Source organism: Pseudarthrobacter ribosi (assembly GCF_055412865.1).
This window is the reverse complement of sequence record NZ_JBVAYZ010000002.1, coordinates 177,348-193,213: the sequence shown is the minus strand read 5'-3', so window position 1 is coordinate 193,213 and position 15,866 is coordinate 177,348. Positions and strand designations below refer to the sequence as shown.

At 69.4% G+C, this 15,866-nt stretch carries 13 protein-coding genes and 2 tRNA genes; 12 read left to right on the top strand and 3 right to left on the bottom strand.

Annotated features, from left to right (window positions below; genetic code table 11):
* Nucleotides 1–97: 97 nt before the first annotated feature.
* On the bottom strand, nt 98–1,090 hold the full coding sequence (locus ACZYZ5_RS02740) for a DNA-3-methyladenine glycosylase family protein (protein WP_463898957.1): 993 nt from the start codon (nt 1,088–1,090) through the stop codon (nt 98–100).
* Nucleotides 1,091–1,254: 164 nt separating this feature from the next.
* On the opposite strand from ACZYZ5_RS02740, the gene ACZYZ5_RS02735 reads away from it, so the two are divergent.
* Complete coding sequence (locus tag ACZYZ5_RS02735) at nt 1,255–1,674, top strand: VOC family protein (RefSeq protein WP_463898956.1); 420 nt, start codon at nt 1,255–1,257, stop codon at nt 1,672–1,674.
* Between the two features lie 21 nt (nt 1,675–1,695).
* Here the strand turns inward: ACZYZ5_RS02735 and ACZYZ5_RS02730 are convergent, their stop codons facing one another.
* The gene (locus ACZYZ5_RS02730; protein WP_463898954.1) at nt 1,696–2,862 is read right to left on the bottom strand and encodes an SLC13 family permease; all 1,167 of its coding nucleotides are present in this window, start codon (nt 2,860–2,862) and stop codon (nt 1,696–1,698) included.
* Between the two features lie 109 nt (nt 2,863–2,971).
* Between ACZYZ5_RS02730 and ACZYZ5_RS02725 the strand changes: the two genes are divergently transcribed.
* From ACZYZ5_RS02725 to ACZYZ5_RS02700, 6 genes are all read left to right on the top strand, one after another.
* Nucleotides 2,972–4,357, top strand: coding sequence for a cystathionine beta-synthase (locus ACZYZ5_RS02725; protein ID WP_463898953.1), 1,386 nt, complete (start codon nt 2,972–2,974; stop codon nt 4,355–4,357).
* A 92-nt stretch (nt 4,358–4,449) separates the two neighbouring features.
* On the top strand, nt 4,450–5,667 hold the full coding sequence (locus ACZYZ5_RS02720; protein ID WP_463898952.1) for a cystathionine gamma-synthase: 1,218 nt from the start codon (nt 4,450–4,452) through the stop codon (nt 5,665–5,667).
* 6 nt (nt 5,668–5,673) lie between these two features.
* A complete protein-coding gene (locus ACZYZ5_RS02715) occupies nt 5,674–6,987 on the top strand; it encodes a glycosyltransferase 87 family protein (protein ID WP_463898951.1) in 1,314 nt (437 codons plus the stop codon).
* Between the two features lie 64 nt (nt 6,988–7,051).
* Complete coding sequence (locus ACZYZ5_RS02710; RefSeq protein WP_463898950.1) at nt 7,052–7,606, top strand: winged helix-turn-helix transcriptional regulator; 555 nt, start codon at nt 7,052–7,054, stop codon at nt 7,604–7,606.
* Entirely contained in the window at nt 7,603–8,952 is a 1,350-nt protein-coding gene (locus tag ACZYZ5_RS02705; RefSeq protein WP_463898949.1) for an MFS transporter, read from the top strand. The genes ACZYZ5_RS02710 and ACZYZ5_RS02705 overlap by 4 nt, the downstream gene beginning before the upstream one ends.
* Before the next feature lie 97 nt (nt 8,953–9,049).
* Complete coding sequence (locus ACZYZ5_RS02700; RefSeq protein WP_463898948.1) at nt 9,050–9,844, top strand: SDR family oxidoreductase; 795 nt, start codon at nt 9,050–9,052, stop codon at nt 9,842–9,844.
* Nucleotides 9,845–9,853: 9 nt separating this feature from the next.
* Here the strand turns inward: ACZYZ5_RS02700 and ACZYZ5_RS02695 are convergent, their stop codons facing one another.
* Entirely contained in the window at nt 9,854–11,062 is a 1,209-nt protein-coding gene (locus tag ACZYZ5_RS02695) for an acyl-CoA dehydrogenase family protein (RefSeq protein ID WP_463898947.1), read from the bottom strand.
* Nucleotides 11,063–11,323: 261 nt separating this feature from the next.
* On the opposite strand from ACZYZ5_RS02695, the gene ACZYZ5_RS02690 reads away from it, so the two are divergent.
* The 5 genes from ACZYZ5_RS02690 (at nt 11,324) to ACZYZ5_RS02670 (ending at nt 15,770) form a co-directional block, all read left to right on the top strand.
* Nucleotides 11,324–11,977, top strand: a complete 654-nt coding sequence (locus tag ACZYZ5_RS02690; RefSeq protein WP_463898946.1) for an MOSC domain-containing protein — start codon at nt 11,324–11,326, stop codon at nt 11,975–11,977.
* Between the two features lie 390 nt (nt 11,978–12,367).
* Nucleotides 12,368–14,521 (top strand): DEAD/DEAH box helicase, encoded by a 2,154-nt coding sequence (locus tag ACZYZ5_RS02685; RefSeq protein ID WP_463898944.1) that lies wholly within the window; start codon nt 12,368–12,370, stop codon nt 14,519–14,521.
* A gap of 233 nt (nt 14,522–14,754) precedes the next feature.
* Nucleotides 14,755–14,826 (top strand) — tRNA-Thr (locus ACZYZ5_RS02680).
* A gap of 62 nt (nt 14,827–14,888) precedes the next feature.
* Nucleotides 14,889–14,962 (top strand) — tRNA-Met (locus ACZYZ5_RS02675).
* Nucleotides 14,963–15,110: 148 nt separating this feature from the next.
* On the top strand, nt 15,111–15,770 hold the full coding sequence (locus tag ACZYZ5_RS02670; protein WP_463898942.1) for an NAD(P)H-binding protein: 660 nt from the start codon (nt 15,111–15,113) through the stop codon (nt 15,768–15,770).
* Nucleotides 15,771–15,866 lie beyond the last annotated feature (96 nt).

Below are 15,866 nucleotides of genomic sequence, written 5' to 3'. Positions count from 1 at the left end.
TACGAAGAAGGATCCTGATGTCGAAAGGTCTTAGTCGTCGACTCGGCGGGACCACGCGGAAAATGACGCTGCGACGACGGCTGGAAACCGCCGGGTGCTAGTGGCCGCGGTGGTCCTGGATGGTCATCCGCGGGCCGAAGGTGGGTTTGCGGAAGCCGCTGAGGCTGATCATCCGGACCACGCGCTGCCGGTGCCCGGCCCACGGGGCCAGCAGCCGGAGCATCCCGGCGTCGTCGGTCCGGCGCCCGGTCAGCGCCGCCCCCACATACGCCGCCAGGTGGTAGTCGCCCACCGCAATCGAATCCGGGCAGCCGTGCGTGCGCTGCATGACCTCCGCCGCGGTCCACACGCCGATGCCGGGGATGGACTGCAGCTTCGCGGAGGCCTCCGCGGCCGGGAGCGCCGCCAGCCGTTCCAGCGCGGCGGCGGAGCGCAGCGCGCGCATGACGGTCGCCGAGCGCTGCGGGCCCACGCCGGCCTTGTGCCATTCCCAGGACGGGATGCGCAGCCACTGTTCGGCGGTGGGCTGCACCAGCAGGTTCGCCGGCGCCACCCTGCCGGCGCCGGGGGCCGGGGTGCCGAAGCGGTACATCAGGTAGCGGTAGCCGCGCCGGGCCTCGATCACGGTGACCTTCTGCTCCAGGATCGTGGGCACGAGCGAGTCGATCAGGCGGCCTGTGGCGGGCAGCCGGACGGCGGGGTTCCGGCGTCGGGCCTCAACCACCATCCGGGGGAGGGTGGCGTGGAACGCGGGCTCATCGAAGGCGGACCAGTCGTCGTCGCGGCCCAGCATCCGCGGCGCGGACGCTGCGGCGTCGGCCGCCCCCGGCCCCCAGGCCTGGATCTCGACGGCGGGACCCGCCGGCGGGCAGTCCGACGGACAAGCCACCGTCAGCCGGAGCGTGGCCGGACCCGACGGCGTGGTGAACGCCATCCAGAGGCCGTCCGCCGCCGTGCGGATGGACGGATCGCCGTGCCCCCGCAGCAGCGTCCCGATGGTCTGCATCAGGTCGAAGGGGCCGCCCGGGTGCCACCGCAGGGAGGCGTCCGCCGCGGCGGCAACGCCGGCGGGAACGTCTGCAATGGTCATCCGACCATGATTCCACGAACGCCTGACAGCGGCCGCCGCTGCCCGTCGAAGGCATGGGCCGGACGGCCCTTAACTCCGGGGTAGACCAGGACTAGACTCCGGCTGTGGTGTTGGGCGCCCACGCCTGGCATTTGGCCCGAATCCTTTGTTCCTAGGAGAGCGTGATGGCTGGTGGAGTAGTACATTTCGAGATCCCCGCAGACGACGAGAGCCGCGCACGGGAGTTCTACCGCTCGGCGTTCGGCTGGAAAATAGATGCCGTGCCGGAGATGAGTTACGCCATGCTCATGACGACGCCGTCGGATGAGTCGGGCATGCCCTCCGTTCCGGGCTCGATCAACGGCGGCATGTTCCGCCGCGAGGGGGAACTCACATCCCCGGTTGTCACAGTGGACGTGGAGGACATCGACGCGGCGCTGGAGAAGATCCATGCCCTGGGTGGCAGTACAGTACAGCCACGGCAGGAAGTCGGCACCATGGGCTGGGCCGCCTATTTCCGGGACACCGAGGGCAACATCGTCGGCCTGTGGCAGAACGCCGCGCCGGAGGGAAGCGCCGCCGCAGGAAACGACATCGGCGCCTGAGGCACGCGGGGCACGCCGGCCTCAGTGCATCCCGGTGGTGAGCCAGAGGGCCACGACCGCCAGCGGGACGGTGAGGACGACGGCGGCGAGGCCGGCGACCGCGAACCCGCCCCAGCGGATCTCGACGTTCAGCGTGCGGAGCCGTTCGTGCCACAGCAGCGTGGCCAGCGACGCCCAGGGCGTCACCAGCGGTCCCAGATTGACTCCGATCAGCAGGGCCGCGAGCCGCACCGGCGAATTGCCCACCGGTTCCAGCGCGAGGTAAGCCGGCAGATTGTTCACCGCGTTCGCCGCACCGGCGCCCAGGCCCGCGAGCTGCAGCAGGGCCGGCAGGCCCTCGCCGGCGCCGGCAAACCCGGAGAGGTACCGCGTGAGGCCGTTCGCGTGCAGGGCCTCCACCACCATGAACAACCCCGAAGTGAGCATCAGCGGCCGCCAGGGAATCATGGACCAGCGCAGCGCCGAGCGGCGCCGCCACAGGAACAGGCCCAGCAGGACCGCCGCCGCGGCCATCGCCGGATACTGCACGGGCACGCCGGAGACCAGCGCGGGCAGCAGCAGCACCATCACCCCCGACGCCGAGTACAGCAGCACGTTGTCCCGCGGCTTATGGACCGGCTGCGGCCCGTAGCGGCCGGCCAGATCCTTCCGGAAGGCCAGCCACAGCAGCCCGATCGGGACCAGGACGCCCACCAGTGCGGGCGCCCAGACGAGACTGGCGAAGGCGGCCGGACTCAAGGTGAGCCGGTCCTGGGCCAGCAGATTGGTCAGGTTCGACACCGGCAGCAGCAGGGAGGCGGTGTTGGCCAGCCAGATCGTGGTCAGGGCAAACGGCAGCGGCGGGATCCTGGCGTGCACCGCCAGCAGCACGACGACGGGCGTCACCAGCACCGCCGTCGTATCCAGGGACAGGAACACGGTGGAGACGGTGGCCAGGCCGACCACCAGCAGCCACAGCAGGAAGACCCGACCCCGGCCCAGCGTTGCGAGTCGCTCCGTCACCACCCGGAACAGTCCGGCGTCGTCCACCAGTTCCGTGACCACGGACATGGCCACGACGAACGCGAGCACGGGGACGGTGCGGCCGGCGAGTTCCTGGAAAGCCGGCCAGGGCAGCAGGCCGGTGAGCAGCGCCGCGGCACCGGCGAGCAGCATCCCGGCGGGCAGCAGATAACTCTTCAGCTTCATTGGTCACCCCCACGTTTCACCGCATAATCTTCGCACCAGCCGCCTCCCGGTCACCGCTCCGACGTGGTCGGGGCCGCCCCCGGCTGGCGGAGACGGTAACTTTGTACCTATGAAGTACGCCCAGTCCGTTCTGGACCTCATCGGCAATACGCCGCTCGTCAAGCTGCACCACGTCACCGACGGCATCGGGGCCACGGTCCTGGTGAAGCTGGAATACCTGAACCCCGGCGGTTCGATCAAGGACCGCATCGCGGTGAAGATGATCGAGGAGGCCGAACGCACCGGCAAACTCCTGCCTGGCGGCACCATCGTGGAACCCACCTCCGGCAACACCGGCGTCGGGCTGGCCCTCGTGGCCCAGCAGAAGGGCTACCGCTGCATCTTCGTCGTGCCGGACAAAGTGGGCGAGGACAAGCGCGCCGTGCTCCAGGCCTACGGCGCGGAGGTCGTGGTGACGCCCACCGCCGTCCCGCCCGACAGCCCGCAGAGCTACTACGGCGTCTCGGACCGGCTCGTCACCGAGATCCCCGGCGCCTACAAGCCCGACCAGTTCTCGAATCCGGCCGCCCCAGCCAGCCACTACGAATCCACCGGCCCGGAAATCTGGCGCGACACGGACGGCCGGATCACGCACTGCGTGATCGGCGCCGGCACCGGCGGCACCATCACCGGCACCGGCCGGTACCTCAAGGAAGTCTCCGCCCACCGCGCGGAGGCCGACGGCGGCGTGGTCAAGGTCATCGGCGCTGACCCGGCCGGTTCGGTCTACTCCGGCGGCACCGGCCGGCCGTACTTCGTCGAGGGTGTCGGCGAGGACATGTGGCCCGCCAACTACGACAAGTCCGTCCCGGACGACGTCATCGCCGTCAGTGACGCCGACTCCTTCGAGATGACGCGGCGGCTGGCCCGCGAGGAAGGCCTGCTCGTGGGCGGGTCCTCCGGCATGGCCGTCGTCGCCGCCCTGCAGGTCGCCAAGGACCTGCCGGCCGACGCCGTCGTCGTTGTGATCCTGCCGGACTCCGGCCGCGGCTACCTGGCCAAAATCTTCAACGACCAGTGGATGCGCTCCTACGGTTTCCTGGCCAGCGGCGACGAAGCCTCCGTGGGCGAGATCCTCAAGGCCAAGACCGGGGAGCTGCCGGACCTTGTGCACATCCACCCGAACGAGAGCGTCCGCGACGTCATCAACATCATGAACGAGTTCGGCGTCTCCCACATCCCGGTGCTGTCGCAGGAACCGCCCGTGGTGATGGGCGAGGTCCTCGGCGCCGTGGACGAGCGCACCCTGACCGCCAAGCTGTTCCGCGGCGAGGCCAAACTCTCGGACAAGATCTCCGAACACATGGAGGCCCGGCTGCCGGTGATCGGTTCGCTCGAATCGATCCAGACGGCCCGCGAACTCCTTTCCGACGCGGACACCCTCATGGTGACGTTCGTCGGCGCTCCGGTGGGGATCCTGACCCGCCACGACCTCCTCGCCTACCTGAGCAACTGAAGCCACTGACGCCCGCAACTGACCTCAGCAACTGACCCGGCAGCCGGACCGCCCTCCCGGGGGCGCCCGGCCGCCGGCCGAAAGGAACGCACATGTCTTTGCCAGAAAGCTCCTCCGCACCCACCCCCGGCTTCAACACCCGCGCCGTGCACGCCGGCCAGGAGTTCGAGCCGCGCACCGGCGCCGTCGTGCCGCCCGTGCACTTCTCCACCACCTACGCCCAGGAAGCGATCGGCGTGCTGCGGGCCGGCTACGAGTACGGCCGCGGCACCAACCCCACCCGTGACTCGCTGCAGGAGCAGCTCGCCGCGCTGGAGGGCGGGACCGCCGCGTTCTCCTTCAGCTCCGGCCTCGCCGCCGAGGACTCCATGATCCGCGCGCTCACCCGCCCCGGTGACCACATCGTGCTCGGCAACGACGCTTACGGCGGCACCTACCGGCTGATCGCCCGGGTGCTGGGGGAGTGGGGCATCGGCAACACTCCGGTGGACATGTCCGACCTTGAAGCCGTCGCGCAGGCCGTGGCGGCGGGTGGATCAAACGGGGGCAAGACCCGCCTCGTGTGGGTGGAGACGCCGTCGAACCCGATGATGAAGATCACCGACATCGCGGCCCTCGCGAAGCTGGCGCACGACGCCGGTGCCCTCCTCGTGGTGGACAACACCTTCGCCTCGCCGTACCTGCAGACCCCGCTGGCCCTCGGCGCCGACATCGTGGTGCACTCCACCACCAAGTACATCGGCGGGCACTCCGACGTCGTCGGCGGCGCCATCATCGTCAACGACGCGGAGCTGGCCGAGAAGATCGGCTTCGTGCAGTTCGCCGTCGGTGCCATCTCGGGCCCGATGGACGCATTCCTGACCACCCGCGGCCTCAAGACGCTCGGCGTCCGGATGGACCGGCACAGCGACAACGCGCAGGCCGTGGCCGAATGGCTGCTGCAGCGCCCCGAGGTCGAGGCCGTGCTGTACCCGGGACTGCCCTCCCACCCCGGGCACGAGCTCGCCAAAAAGCAGATGAAGAAGTTCGGCGGCATGATCTCGGTGCAGTTCAAGGGCGGCGAGGCGGCAGCGCGCAAGGTGGCCGAGTCCACCTCCGTGTTCACCCTGGCGGAGTCCCTCGGCGGGATCGAATCCCTGATGAATTACCCCTCGGAAATGACGCACGCCTCGGTCAAGGGCACCGAACTCGCCGTCCCGGTCAACCTGATCCGGCTCTCCTGCGGCATCGAGGATGTCGAGGACCTGATCGCCGACCTCGAGCAGGCCTTCACGCAGCTCGATTCCGGCACCGGCAAGTCAGGCAGCTAGGCACCCGTGACCACCACCACCACCAGCAGGGCCATGCCCTCCACCATGCGCGGCTGGCTCGCGACGGCGGCCGGCGCGCTCGCCGTCGTCCTCGCGCTGGTGGTGCTGTACTCGTCCTACATCCCGCTGATGAACGACTTCGAGGTGTACTTCTACGGCGGCAGCCGGGTGCTGCAGACCGGGGAGACCGGCGTCAACGAGCTTTACGCGCCGCGGGACGGGCTGCCGTTCACCTACCCGCCGTTCGCCGCGCTGCTGTTCGCGGCGATGGCGGCGCTGGGCCAGGGCGGCGGCAGCCTGGTGTTCATCAGTACGGCGCTGCTGGGCGCCGCGACCGTTTCCGCCTGGCTCGCGCGGCATTACTTCCGGCTCGGCAGCTGGCGGAACGCGTTCGCCGACTGGCGCTTCCGGGCGGTGGCCCTCGCGGGCACGGCAGCGATCCTGCTCCTGGGCCCGTGGCGGGACACCTTCGACTTCGGCCAGATCAACATCATCCTGATGGGCCTGATCCTCGCCGACTTCGCGCTCCACGGCAAAGCCCGGGCCGGGGAGATCCGCTGGCCCGCGGGGCTGCTGATCGGCATCGCGGCCGGGATCAAGCTGACCCCGCTGGCGTTCGGGCTGTATTTCCTGGTCCGCCGCGACTTCAAGGCGCTCGGCTGGATGGCAGCCGGCTTCTTCGGCTCGATCGGCCTGGCCTGGGCCATCCTGCCCAACGCCTCGCTCACCTTCTGGACCAAGATCCTGCCGGACACCGGACGGATCGGCGGGCCGGCATACGTGGACAACCTCTCGGTCAAGGGACTGCTGCTGCACCTGGGACTCCCGGACTCCGGCCTGACCAGCATGCTGTGGCTGGTGCTCTCCCTGGCCCTGGCCGCGGTGGCCGCGCTCGTGATCGCGTGGGCCGTGGACGCGGACGAAAACTTCGTCGCAGTCTCGGCCACCGCCGTGCTGATGCTCCTGATCAGCCCGGTGTCCTGGTCCCACCACTGGGTCTGGATGGCCGTGGCACTGCCCTGCATGGGCTTCGCGATCCACCGCGTGCCGTCCAGGAACGGCCGGATGCGCCTCGCCGGGTGGATCATCGTCGCGTTCTCGGCGCTGGCCTTCTACCTGACGCCCAAGTATCTGTCCGTCATGGCGGGAGCGGCCGAATGGGGCAAGGACCCGCAGACCCAGTGGCAGCTGATCGTGGCAAGCCTCGGGGTCCTCGGCGGGATCGCCATGCTGGTGTTCTGGGCGCTGGCCTACCGGCCCTCCCGCGCCGCGCTCCGCCCGGGGATAGCGCCCGACGCTAGCCCGCTGTCCCGACGCTAGCCCGCTGTCCCGACGCTCGAGTTTCCTCTAGCTTTCTTGAAGATAGTCAGCTAGATTTGCCGGCATGGCACTTCGATCTGACTGGTCCCAGCGGAACTGCAGCATGGCCCGCGGCCTGGACATCCTCGGCGACCCGTGGGGCATGCTGGTCCTGCGTGAGGTCTTCTTCGGCAACGGCCGCTTCGACGCCATCAAGTCCCGGCTGGGGGCCGCGGATTCCGTCCTCACCAAACGCCTCGCGGCGCTCGTCGACGCCGGGCTGCTCAGCCGGCAGCCGTACGACGACGGCGGCCGCACCCGCCAGGAGTACGCGCTCACCGCGAAGGGGGAGGACGCCCTGCCGGTGCTGAACGCCGTCGTGATCTGGGCCGAAAAGCACCTGTCGGCGCCGTCCGAGCAGGCCCACATGTTCGTAATCCACACCGGCTGCGGCGCTCGCACGACCTCTGCGGACAGCTGCACGGTGTGCGGGGAGCGGCTCACGGCCCGCAACACGAGCTGGCACAGCCTGAGCCGAACGCCGGATCCTGTGGCCCTTGCGGCCGCCCCGGCCGGCACCACTTCCCACGCAGCCTCCCCGGCGGGCCCCGCCACCCACATGAACGGACCCGCCGCATGAGCGCCCCCGAAACCACACTGCTGCCCGCGCCCAAACGGCGGATCCACCCCGCCTGGATCGTCGCCGCGGTCGCCTTCCTCGCGCTCGTCGGCGCCGCGGGCTTCCGTGCCGCGCCGGGGGTGCTGATGGTGCCGCTGCAGAGCGAATTCGGCTGGTCCACCACGGTGCTCTCGGCCGCGGTCAGCATCAACCTGGTGCTCTTCGGCCTCACCGCACCCTTCGCCGCGGCCCTGATGGAACGCTTCGGCGTCCGCGTTGTCACATCCGTGGCGCTGGTGCTGATCGGGGCCGGCAGCGCCCTGACCGTGTTGGTCAACGAGTCCTGGCAGATCCTGCTGACCTGGGGGCTGCTGATCGGGCTGGGGACCGGATCCATGGCGCTGGTCTTCGCGGCGACCATTGCCAACACCTGGTTCGTCAAGAGCCGCGGCCTGGTGATCGGCATCCTCACCGCCGGCAGCGCCGCGGGACAGCTGGTGTTCCTGCCGTTCATCGCCGCCCTCGCCCAGGATCCGGGGTGGCGGCAGGCGTCGCTGCTGATTGCCGCCGGCGCCCTGGCCGTGGTGCCTCTGGTTCTGAAGTTCCTGAAAAACTCACCGGCCGACGCCGGGGTGCTGCCCTACGGTGCCGAAGCGGAGCCCGGGTCCCCGTCCGGGCCGGGCACCGCGGGAACCGCCGGGCCGGGCGCCGCCGCCGGAGCCGATGAACCGAGCCGGAATGCCGCGGTCCGTGCGCTTCAGGTGCTCAAGCGCGCCAGCAAGGTGCGGACTTTCTGGGCCCTCGCTGCCGGGTTCGCGATCTGCGGCGCGACCACCAACGGCCTGATCGGCACGCACTTCATCCCCTCCGCCCACGACCACGGGATGTCCCAGACGACGGCGGCGGGCCTGCTGGCCGTCGTCGGGATCTTCGACATCGTGGGGACGATCGCCTCCGGCTGGCTCACCGACCGCTTCAATCCCCGGATCCTGCTCGCGGTCTACTACCAGTTCCGCGGCATTGGCCTGCTGGTCCTGCCGCTGCTGCTGAGCGCGACCGTCCAGCCCAGCATGATCGTGTTCGTGGTGATCTACGGGCTGGACTGGGTTGCCACCGTCCCGCCGACCGCCGCCATCTGCCGCCAGGTCTTCGGCGCGGACGGCAGCGTCGTGTTCGGCTGGGTCTTCGCGGCCCACCAGCTCGGAGCGGCCGCCGCGGCACTGGCCGCCGGCGCCATCCGGGACGCCACCGGACACTACACCTACGCCTGGTTCGGCGCCGCCGCGATGTGCACCATCGCCGCGGTCATCAGCGCGACCATCCGCAAGGACACCGCCGCCAAGGAGCCTGCGCCCGTTCCGGCTTAGCCGGCCGCGGCATCCGCGGGGCGGGGTCCGCGGGGCGCCGTCCGTGGGAAACCTGCGCGGGGCCGCCCTCGGGAAACCTGCCGCTAGGCTGGTCGGCATGGATGCCGCCCCGCCCGCCGTGCCCCAGCCTACCGCGCCCCCGGCGCGCCGCAAGACTGTCCTCGTGACCGGCGTCGGCCGGCTGGCGGGAATCGGTGCGGGCATCGCACGCCGGCTGGCGGCCGACGGATGGGACCTCGTGCTGACTTACTGGCAGGACTACGACACCCGGATGCCGTGGGGCGTCCAGCCCGACGACGTCGAACGCCTCACCGCGGAACTCCAGGCCACCGGCGGCGCCGTTGTCGCGCTGCCGGCGGATTTCCAGGACCCGCAGGCCGTGGACGGGCTGATGGCGGCGATCGCGGCGGAGGCCGGGCCGCTGGAGGGGATGGTGCTCAGCCACGCCGAATCGGTGGACTCGGGCATCCTTGACACGTCCCTGGAGAGCTTTGAGCGGCACTTCGCCGTCAATACCCGCGCCAGCTGGCAGCTGATCGCGGCGTTTGCCCGGCAGGCCGCGCCCGAGGGCGGCGCCATCGTGGCCCTGACCAGCGACCACACCGCCTTCAACCTGCCCTATGGCGCGTCCAAGGGCGCGCTGGACCGGATTGTCACCGCGGCGGCGCGGGAACTCGGACCGCGGGGGATCAGCGCCAACGTGCTCAATCCCGGTCCGGTGGACACCGGCTGGATGGACCGGCCGCTACGCGAGGAACTGGCCCGGCGCCAGCCCGGCGGCCGGCTGGGAACCCCCGCGGATGTCGCCGGGACGGTGGCATTCCTGCTCTCGCCCGAAGGCCGCTGGGTGTCGGGCCAGCTGGTCAAGGCCGACGGCGGCTTCTCCGCCTGAGCGCCGGGGCTAGCGGAAGGCGGCCAGCCCGGTGATGTGCTGGCCCAGGATCAGCGTGTGCACCTCGTCGGTGCCCTCGTAGGTGCGCACGGACTCCAGGTTGGCGGCGTGCCGGAGCGGTGAATAGTCCAGGGTGATCCCGTTCCCGCCCAGGATGGTCCGGGCCTCGCGGGCGATCGCGATTGCCTCACGCACGTTATTCAGTTTGCCCAGCGAGATCTGCTCGGGCCGCAGCTTCCCGGCATCCTTGAGCCGTCCCAGCTGCAGCGACAGGAGCGTGCCCTTCTGGATCTCAAGCAGCATGTTCACCAGTTTCTCCTGGGTCAGCTGGTACCCGGCCAGGGGCCTGCCGAACTGCAGCCGCTCCTGCGAATACTTCAGCGCGGCCTCGTAGGAGTCCCGGGCCGCACCCATCGCACCCCACGCGATCCCGTAGCGGGCCTCGTTCAGGCAGCTGAACGGGCCACGCAGCCCCCGGGCTGCCGGGAGCAGGGCCTCCGGGCCCAGCCGGACGCCGTCGAACGCGACATCACACTGGATCGAGGCGCGCATCGAGAGCTTCTGTCCGATCGGTGTCGCGGTGACCCCTTGGGTGCCGGCGGGGACCAGGAAGCCACGGACACCGTCGTCGGTCATTGCCCACACCACCAGCACGTCGGCCACCGAGGCGAGGCCGATCCAGCGTTTGGTGCCGTTCAGGATCCAGCCGGCGTCGTCGCCGGAACCGTCGCGGCGGGCGAAGGTTTGCATGGAGGCCGGGTCCGAGCCGGCGGTGGGCTCAGTCAGCGCGAAGGCGCCGATCAGTTCGCCGGCGGCCATCCGGGGGAGCCACACCTGTTTCTGCTCCTCGGAGCCCCACTTGTGGATGGCTGTCATGGCCAGCGAGCCCTGCACGGAGACGAAAGTCCGGATCCCGGAATCGCCGGCCTCCAGCTCCATCGCCGCCAGGCCGTATTCGACCGCGGAGCGGCCCGGGCAGCCGTAGCCCTCCAGATGCATCCCGAGGACGCCGAGTTCCCCCAGCTCGGGGGCCAGCGCCAGCGGGAAGACGCCTTCGTCGTACCAGCCGGCAATGCCGGGCCGGATCCGCTGCTCCGTGAAATCGCGGACCCGCTCCCGGACGGCCAGTTCCCCGGCGCTCAGCAGGGAATCGATCGCCAGGACGTCGGACACGTCAGTACCTTCAGATCCATGGGGAAAACCAGCCTCGTTGCTCATTCCAGCATCCTACGGTCTTGGCGCAGCCGCCCGCCCGGCCCTCCCGCCCAGATACTTCCGGACACGGGCCCGGATCCTGGCCAACAAGCCGGTGTCGCCGGGGAAAGCGGGCTGCGCAGGAAAAGTATCTGGGCTGGAGCGCCGCGCGGGTTCGGTTCCGCTCCTGTTTCGGGGCCGCGGGGGTCCTGCACCGCGGGTTTCGGTCGCGTGCGGGGGACATGTCCCGTGGGCGGCCCGGGGGCCCAGGCCTACACTGGTGCCATGGACACCGCATCTGTGCTCGCCGTCTGCCGCGTACACCAGTTGCTGGACGACCCCGGAGCCGTGGGCGTCACAGCGATCGACAAACGGCCCGTGACCGGGCCGGTCAGGGTGCACAGGCTCGGGCTGCGCGGTGACGTCCAGGCCAGCAGGGTCCACCACGGCGGCGAGGACCAGGCGCTCTATGCCTACTCCCAGGACGACGCCGACTACTGGGCCGCGGAGCTCGGCCGTGAACTGCCGCCGGGGATCTTCGGCGAGAACCTGCGTATTGCGGGGATCAGCGCCACCGGCGCCATCATCGGCGAACGCTGGAAGATCGGACTCGACGTCGAAGTCGAAGTGACCTCGCCCCGCACCCCCTGCGCGACCTTCCAGCGCCGGATGCATGAACCGCACTGGGTCAAGCGGTTCGGCGATGCCGGGCGGGTGGGGACCTATCTGCGGGTGGTGCGGGTGGGCAGCATCCAGGCCGGCGACCACATCCACCGGATCTTCGTCCCCACCCACGGGGTGACCATCGGCAAATGGTTCAGCGACCCCGCGGTCGAGGATATGGAGGCCCTGCGGGACGCGGACGCCGACGGCGAGATCCGCCTCCAGCCCGAGTACCGCGGGGAGTTCGCGAAGCTTCAGCGCCACCTCGGGGTGTAGCGGGACAGGCGCCCGTGTGCGCAAGCTCACCGCCGTCGTGGGCCCCTGCGTTACCCATGCGCGGATCCATGCCCTACAATTGAACTATCCCCCACTCCGGAAATCCCTTATTTCCTGCCCAATTCTTGAGGCAAGACTGGTAAGTGTTGGGGCCCGCGCATTGAGATGCGGGCATTTTCATAGGGAGAGCCGGCTAAAGAAAACGCTGTACAGACTGCTGGGATAGCAGCCAAGAGATGCAGCGGGAAGTCCTGCCACGGGATTGCGAAAGCGCCGGGCTTCTATGTGACCGGCCGGTCAAAGTATGCCCGGCGATTCGGTCACGCGTACTGCGGCTCCGCTCACCTCGGGTTGTGCCGCTTGGCCCCTATGGATGAGGATATTTCACCTATGCCCGAAAATCAGAACAACTCCGTCGAAACCGAACTCACCACCGAGAATAGCCAGGTCGACGTCGAGACTTCTGAAACGGCTGCCCCCGCAGCCGGCTCCGCCCCGGTATTCACCGAGGCTCCTGCGAACAACGACGCTCCGGCCGCTGCCGAAGCCGCACCGCAGGCCGACGCTCCGGCCGAAGCTGCACCGAAGGCCGAAGCCCCGGCTGCCCCCGCGAAGGAAGAAGACGCCGAAGAAGAAGGCGTCAAGTTCGTGGACCTCGGCATCGACGGCCGCGTCCTTGCTGCCCTGCAGGACGTTGGCTACGAGAAGCCGTCCCCGATCCAGGCAGCAACCATCCCGCTGCTGCTCGAAGGCCGCGACGTCGTGGGCCTGGCCCAGACCGGCACCGGTAAGACTGCAGCATTCGCAGTACCGGCGCTGTCCCGTCTGGCCGAGCTCCACGACCTCAACGGCCCGTCCCGCAAGACCCAGGCCCTGGTGCTCGCTCCGACCCGCGAGCTCGCCCTTCAGGTCGCCGAGGCCTTCACCTCCTACGCCAAGCACATCGACGACTTCACCGTCCTGCCGGTGTACGGCGGCTCCGCCTACGGCCCCCAGCTCAACGGCCTGCGCCGCGGGGCCCAGGTTGTTGTCGGTACCCCCGGCCGCGTGATCGACCACATCTCCAAGGGTTCCCTCGACCTGTCCGAACTCCAGTACCTGGTACTGGACGAGGCTGACGAGATGCTCCGGATGGGCTTCGCCGAAGACGTGGAGCAGATCTTCCAGCAGACCCCCGCGGGCCGCCAGGTTGCCCTGTTCTCCGCCACGATGCCGAGCCAGATCCGCCGGCTGTCCAAGCAGTACCTGAACAACCCGGCCGAGGTGCAGGTCAAGTCCAAGACCACCACGGGCGCCAACACCCGCCAGCGCTACCTGCAGGTCATGGGCCCGCACAAGCTCGACGCGCTGACCCGCATCCTCGAGGTCGAACCGTTCGAGGGCGTCATCGCCTTCGTCCGGACCAAGATGGCCACCGAGGACCTCGCCGACAAGCTGCGTTCACGGGGCTTCCAGGCTGCCGCCATCAACGGCGACATCCCGCAGCAGCAGCGTGAGCGTACGGTCGAGGCCCTGCGTGACGGCAAGATCGACATCCTGGTCGCCACCGACGTCGCGGCCCGCGGCCTTGACGTTGAGCGCGTCAGTCACGTGGTCAACTACGACATCCCGCACGACACCGAGTCCTACGTGCACCGCATCGGCCGCACCGGCCGTGCAGGCCGTTCCGGCGACGCGATCCTGTTCATGACGCCGCGGGAGAAGTACCTGCTGCGGTCCATCGAGAAGGCGACCCGCCAGCCGGTGGAGCAGATGCACCTGCCCACCGCCGAGTCGGTCAACACGCTGCGCCTTGGCAAGTTCGCGGAGAAGATCACCGAGACCCTCGCCTCCGAGGATGTTTCGTCGTTCCGCGACCTCATCGCCTCCTACGAGGAAGAGCACAACGTTCCGGCCTCGGAAATCGCCGCCGCACTGGCAGTGATGGCCCAGGGCGGCCAGCCGCTGCTGGTCAAGGAACTGCCTGCTGCTCCTGAATTCCAGAAGCGCGAGCGCGCCAAGGACGGCTTCGGCTCCCGCGGCCCGACCCGCACCCTCACCGAGGGCAACGCCACCTACCGGATCGCCGTCGGACGCCGTCAGCGCGTCATGCCGGGTTCGATCGTTGGCGCCATTGCCAACGAAGGCGGCATCTCCTCGGCCCAGATCGGCGGCATCGACATCCGCGCCGACCACTCCCTCGTGGAGCTCCCGGCGGACCTGAGCGCCGACCAGCTGAAGGCCCTGTCCCGCACCCGGATCGGCGGCGAGCTGATCCACCTCGAGCTGGACAACGGCCGCAAGCCCTCCGGCGAACGCGGCAGCTACCAGGGTGGCGGCCAGGGCGGCAGCCGCGGCGGTTACTCCGGCGGCGGCGACCGTGGCGGGTTCTCCGGCGGCGGCGACCGTGGGGGCAACTTCAAGGGCAACGGCGGCTTCAAGCGCGAATTCCGCAAGAGCGACGGCGAGCGGACCTCCGCTGACCGTGGCGGACGCTCCTTCAGCGACCGCAACGAGCGTGGCGTCGGCTCCGACGCGGCCCGCAAGCCGCGCACCAAGTGGTAACCATCAGCCGCTAACGCACTGATTCATCCCTGAGAACGGGCCGGCCCAACAGCCGGCCCGTTCTTCGTTAAGTTCCCTTGGTCACATCCGCACGTCCGGCGGCGTCGCCGGGCAGCCGGCGGACCACCGCCGGGCCCTTGAAACCCCGGATTTGCGCCGGTTTTGGCGCTTTCCGGGCGTCCCCGGCGCCGATTTGTTGGGAGCCGAATCTTCCGGTAAAGTATTTACTCGTTGCCCCCCTAGCTCAGTGGTAGAGCGCGTTCTTGGTAAGAACGAGGTCACCGGATCGATTCCGGTGGGGGGCTCTGAATGAGGGCCTGTGTCAAGGCGGTTATTGACCGGCTTAGCGCAGGTTTTCCTCATTTATGGCGGCGTAGCTCAGTTGGTTAGAGCGCACGACTCATAATCGTGAGGTCGGGAGATCGAGCCTCCCCGCCGCTACAGAAAGACCCTTCAGGCCCAGCCTGCGGGGTCTCTTTGTTTTAACCCCCCGTTGCGCTATCACTCCGGGTGACTAAACGGGCTTCCGGACCGCGCAGAGTGCTAGGGCAACGGTTGCAGGTTCGGGGTTGTGGGACAGAATGGGTCCATGACGCGAATCGCAATCATTGGCGGCCACGGCAAAGTGGCTCTGGAACTGTCCCGCAACCTCTCCGCTGAAGGAATGGACGTGACGTCGTTCATCCGCAACCCGGAGCACCGGGAGGACGTCGCGGCCACGGGCGCCGCCCCGGTGGTCCTGGATGTTGAACACTCGACGACGGCGGAGATCGCGGAGGCGCTCCGGAACCACGACGCCGTGGTCTGGTCCGCCGGTGCCGGCGGCGGGAGCCCGGAGCGGACCTACGCCGTGGACCGGGACGCCGCCATCCGGTCGATGGACGCGGCGGCCGCGGCCGGCGTCGGGCGGTACATTATGGTCTCCTACCTTGGCGCCGGGCCTGATCACGGCGTCCCCGAGGACAACGGCTTCTTCGCGTACGCCGAGGCCAAGGCCGCCGCGGACGCCTACCTGCGCGGAACGGACCTGGACTGGACCATCCTGGGGCCGGGAGCGCTCACTGACGGGCCCGGCAACGGCCTGATCGAGGTCAACCCGGCGGAAGGCTCTGGAAGAGGGGAAACGGCCCGTGCCAACGTCGCCCTCGTCGCGGCGGCGGTGCTGGACCTGCCCTCCACGGCCGGACGCACTATCGACTTCCGGGACGGCACTCTGCCCCTGGCGGCGGCACTGGAACCGGTGAGCTAGCCAGCGCTGGGTCAGCGCCGCGGCGCCGCCGACAGAAAGGGCCGGATCATTGATGATCCGGCCCTTCCACTATCGAGGTTCCTTAGCGGCCCGCGC

Coding starts and splice junctions, on each gene's coding strand:
- ACZYZ5_RS02740 (WP_463898957.1), bottom strand. CDS start 1,090: ATGACCATTGCAGACGTTCCCGCCGGCGTTGCCGCCGCGGCGGACGCC.
- ACZYZ5_RS02735 (WP_463898956.1), top strand. CDS start 1,255: ATGGCTGGTGGAGTAGTACATTTCGAGATCCCCGCAGACGACGAGAGC.
- ACZYZ5_RS02730 (WP_463898954.1), bottom strand. CDS start 2,862: ATGAAGCTGAAGAGTTATCTGCTGCCCGCCGGGATGCTGCTCGCCGGT.
- ACZYZ5_RS02725 (WP_463898953.1), top strand. CDS start 2,972: ATGAAGTACGCCCAGTCCGTTCTGGACCTCATCGGCAATACGCCGCTC.
- ACZYZ5_RS02720 (WP_463898952.1), top strand. CDS start 4,450: ATGTCTTTGCCAGAAAGCTCCTCCGCACCCACCCCCGGCTTCAACACC.
- ACZYZ5_RS02710 (WP_463898950.1), top strand. CDS start 7,052: ATGGCACTTCGATCTGACTGGTCCCAGCGGAACTGCAGCATGGCCCGC.
- ACZYZ5_RS02705 (WP_463898949.1), top strand. CDS start 7,603: ATGAGCGCCCCCGAAACCACACTGCTGCCCGCGCCCAAACGGCGGATC.
- ACZYZ5_RS02700 (WP_463898948.1), top strand. CDS start 9,050: ATGGATGCCGCCCCGCCCGCCGTGCCCCAGCCTACCGCGCCCCCGGCG.
- ACZYZ5_RS02695 (WP_463898947.1), bottom strand. CDS start 11,062: ATGAGCAACGAGGCTGGTTTTCCCCATGGATCTGAAGGTACTGACGTG.
- ACZYZ5_RS02690 (WP_463898946.1), top strand. CDS start 11,324: ATGGACACCGCATCTGTGCTCGCCGTCTGCCGCGTACACCAGTTGCTG.
- ACZYZ5_RS02685 (WP_463898944.1), top strand. CDS start 12,368: ATGCCCGAAAATCAGAACAACTCCGTCGAAACCGAACTCACCACCGAG.
- ACZYZ5_RS02670 (WP_463898942.1), top strand. CDS start 15,111: ATGACGCGAATCGCAATCATTGGCGGCCACGGCAAAGTGGCTCTGGAA.